A 3,109-nucleotide genomic window follows, 5' to 3' on the forward strand; every position below is an offset into this window, starting at 1 on the left:
CCGGCCGGGCGGGGCGCGGCGCGCGCGCCCGTAGAATTTGTGGTTCTGCTTGCGCACTGAACCGAGGAACTCCGATGTCTATGTCCGACCGCGACGGCAAGATCTGGATGGACGGCCAACTGGTCGACTGGCGCGACGCCAAGATCCACGTGCTGACCCACACCCTGCACTACGGTTGCGGTGCATTCGAGGGCGTGCGCGCGTACAACACCATCAAGGGCACGGCGATCTTCCGGCTGCGCGAGCACACCGAGCGGCTCTTCAACAGCGCCAAGATCCTGCGCATGAAGATCCCGTTCTCGCTGGAGCAGGTGATGGACGCGCAGCGCGAGGTGGTGCGCGTCAACAAGCTGGAGAGCTGCTATCTGCGGCCGCTGACCTGGATCGGCGACAAGAAGCTCGGCGTCAGTCCCAAGGGCAACACCATCCACCTGATGATCGCCGCCTGGCCCTGGGGCGCCTACCTCGGCGAGGAAGGGCTCAAGCGCGGCATCCGCGTCAAGACGTCGAGCTACACGCGCCACCACGTCAACATCACGATGACGCAGGCCAAGGCCGTGAGCAACTACAGCAACTCCATCCTCGCCAACATGGAGGCCACCGACGACGGCTACGACGAGGCGCTGCTGCTCGACGCCTCGGGCTTCGTCAGTGAAGGCGCGGGCGAGAACATCTTCGTCATCAAGAACGGCGTGATCTACACGCCCGACCTGTCGGCCGGCGCGCTGAACGGCATCACGCGCAACACCGTGTTCTCGATCGCAGCCGACCTGGGGCTGAAGATCGTCGAGAAGCGCATCACGCGCGACGAGGTCTACATCGCCGACGAGGCCTTCTTCACCGGCACCGCCGCCGAGGTCACGCCGATCCGCGAACTCGACCGCATCGAGATCGGCATCGGCTCGCGCGGCCCGATCACCGAGAAGATCCAGTCGGCCTTCTTCGACATCGTCAACGGCCGCAACGCCAAGTACGCCGAATGGCTGGCCGCAGTCTGAACCTCTCCACCCTGACGGACCCTCCTGTATGAGCCGCCCACCGCAAGCCGTCGTCGAAGTCACCGCCCAGGACCTGCAGGGCCCGGGCGTGGTGTTCTGCCCGAACCCGAAGATGCCGCTGTGGAGCGCGCACCCGCGTGTCTTCATCGACGTGGCCCACGCCGAAGGCAAATGCCCGTACTGTGGCACCGTCTACCGGCTGAAGGCCGGTGAGAAGCTGCACGCCCATTGAGCCGGGCGGCGGTGCGATGACCCGCGCACTGGTCATCGCGCCGCAGTGGATCGGCTACGCCGTGATGGCCGAGCCGATGCTGGCGGTGCTGGCGGCGCGCGGCGAACACCTGACGGTGGCGGCGCTGCCGTCGGTCGCACCCTTGTTCCAGGCCATGCCGCAGGTGGCCGAGGTGATCACGCTGCCGTTCGTGCACGGGCGGCTCGACTGGTCGGCCCGGCGGGCGCAGGCTCGCCAGATCAAGGGGCGCTTCGACGTGGCCTACGTGCTGCCGAACTCGCTCAAGTCGGCGCTGCTGCCGTGGCTGGCGCGCATCCCGCGCCGCGTCGGGTACCAAGGCGAGGCCGGCTGGTGCTGCTGAACGAGCGCCTGCCCAACCCCGTCGGCGAGCCGCCGCTGGTCGCCTTCTACGGCGCGCTCGCCGGAGGCCTGCCGCCGCGCGCACGGCCCCGCCTGCATCTGGCGCACGGGCGCATCGACGACCTGCTCGCGCGCTGCGGGCTCGCGCCGCAGGCCTACTGGGTGCTGGCTCCCGGGGCGGAGCAGGGCGCCACCCGCCGCTGGCCGGCTGCGGCCTATGCGGCGCTGGCCGAGGAACTGCACGCGCTCCATGGCCAGCCGGTATGGCTGGTCGGTGCCGAGACGGAACGGCCGGTCTGCGAGGAGATCGCCGCCCTGGTGCACGGAGGGCACTGCCGGGTGCAGGCCGGTGCGGGCTCGCTCGCGGACGCCATGGCCCTGATTGCGGGGGCGCGCGGCGTGGTCAGCAACGACTCGGGGTGGATGCACATGGCAGCGGCCTTTGGCGTGCCGCAGGCCGCCGTGTTCGGCGCCACCAGCCCGCAGCACACGCCGCCCTTGAACCGGCATGCGCGCGTGCTGTGGCTGCAGACCCTGCGCGGCGTGGAGCATCTCGATTGCCAGCCCTGCTACGCACACGAGTGCCGCTTCGGGCACCTGAAATGCCTGTCCGGCATCGCGCCGGAGCGCGTTCACGCCGCGTTGCAGGACGCGCTGGCGAGCAGCGCGGCCCGCCCCGGCTGAGCGGTCGGGGCGCTGCCTTGGGCGCTCAGCGACCGTAGAACACGTAGTCGGCCGCGTAGCTCACGACCTGTTGTTCACCCTTGTTCGCCGCCGCGCAAGCCGCGGCCGGCGCCACGCCGCCGACCGTCTTCAGGCGCTGGATGTAGGTCACGCCCTGCATCGCGCCACTGCCCATTGCCGGGTCGGCCTTCACCAACTGCAGCGGGATGCTGCCGGGCTGGTTGGGGGCCACCGCGAGCTGCTTGCCGGTGACCTTCGAGCCGTCGTTCGACTCCCAGGTGGCGGGCGGGCCGTAGTACTTGCCGACTGCCTTGCCGTCGGCGTCCTGCAGGCCGGCCACCGGGCCGACGAACACCCATTCATGCTGTCCGGCTGCATCCTTCTTCTCGCGGCATTCGTAGGTGATCTTGCCGCCGGTGGTGGTGGTCCACAGCTTCTGGGCCTCGCCGGCCGGCACGCGCACCGACTCGGGCAGGCTCGCGTTGTCGATCGTCTTCGGGGACGTCATCGGTTGCATGGCGCAGGCGCCCAGAGTGAGGGCAGCGCAGGCGGTGATCAGGTTCAGGCGCATAGGGGTCTCCGTAGGTGGGTGGGTGTTCGGGGGCGAGCCCCTCACCCCTGCACTACGGAGACGGCGCGCCGGCAGATGCACCACCGCCGACAGAATTTTCAAGTCAGATCTGCAGCTTCCCGACGGACAGGATCGGTCCGGTCGGTGCGCCGGTCGGCGAGCCGCCGCTCGGCTCCAAGCTGACCGCGAACGCTGCCGTGTCGCGCAGCAGCAGCCCGCGCCGCACCGTGGTGGCCTGCTCGCCCGACACCAGGCCCAGCGAGC

6 protein-coding genes are annotated in these 3,109 nt (G+C 69.6%); 4 read left to right on the forward strand and 2 right to left on the reverse strand.

From position 1 onward, the window contains the following. The first annotated feature begins 74 nt into the window (after positions 1 to 74). The 4 genes from x551_RS20300 to waaF are packed head-to-tail and all read left to right on the forward strand — an operon-like array spanning position 75 to position 2,274. Entirely contained in the window at positions 75 to 998 is a 924-nt protein-coding gene (locus x551_RS20300) for a branched-chain amino acid transaminase (protein ID WP_011831125.1), read from the forward strand. 28 nt (positions 999 to 1,026) lie between these two features. Continuing rightward, entirely contained in the window at positions 1,027 to 1,230 is a 204-nt protein-coding gene (locus x551_RS20305) for a zinc-finger domain-containing protein (RefSeq protein ID WP_036236148.1), read from the forward strand. A 16-nt stretch (positions 1,231 to 1,246) separates the two neighbouring features. Continuing rightward, positions 1,247 to 1,591, forward strand: a complete 345-nt coding sequence (locus x551_RS27715; protein WP_253950431.1) for a glycosyltransferase family 9 protein — start codon at positions 1,247 to 1,249, stop codon at positions 1,589 to 1,591. Further along, positions 1,582 to 2,274 carry a lipopolysaccharide heptosyltransferase II gene (gene waaF / locus x551_RS20310; RefSeq protein WP_253950432.1) on the forward strand — a complete coding sequence of 231 codons (693 nt, stop codon included), beginning with the start codon at positions 1,582 to 1,584 and terminating at the stop codon, positions 2,272 to 2,274. Before x551_RS27715 ends, waaF begins: the two co-directional genes overlap by 10 nt. A gap of 25 nt (positions 2,275 to 2,299) precedes the next feature. Here the strand turns inward: waaF and x551_RS20315 are convergent, their stop codons facing one another. Next, positions 2,300 to 2,845, reverse strand: coding sequence for a DUF3455 domain-containing protein (locus tag x551_RS20315; protein ID WP_036236145.1), 546 nt, complete (start codon positions 2,843 to 2,845; stop codon positions 2,300 to 2,302). Between the two features lie 103 nt (positions 2,846 to 2,948). Then, on the reverse strand, positions 2,949 to 3,095 hold the full coding sequence (locus tag x551_RS24695; RefSeq protein ID WP_256364002.1) for an anti-sigma factor: 147 nt from the start codon (positions 3,093 to 3,095) through the stop codon (positions 2,949 to 2,951). Positions 3,096 to 3,109: the final 14 nt, after the last annotated feature.

It is taken from the genome of Methylibium sp. T29 (assembly GCF_000576205.1).
In the GTDB taxonomy this organism is placed as follows: domain Bacteria; phylum Pseudomonadota; class Gammaproteobacteria; order Burkholderiales; family Burkholderiaceae_C; genus Methylibium; species Methylibium petroleiphilum.

Coding starts and splice junctions, on each gene's coding strand:
- x551_RS20300 (WP_011831125.1), top strand. CDS start 75: ATGTCTATGTCCGACCGCGACGGCAAGATCTGGATGGACGGCCAACTG.
- x551_RS20305 (WP_036236148.1), top strand. CDS start 1,027: ATGAGCCGCCCACCGCAAGCCGTCGTCGAAGTCACCGCCCAGGACCTG.
- x551_RS20315 (WP_036236145.1), bottom strand. CDS start 2,845: ATGCGCCTGAACCTGATCACCGCCTGCGCTGCCCTCACTCTGGGCGCC.
- x551_RS27715 (WP_253950431.1), top strand. CDS start 1,247: ATGACCCGCGCACTGGTCATCGCGCCGCAGTGGATCGGCTACGCCGTG.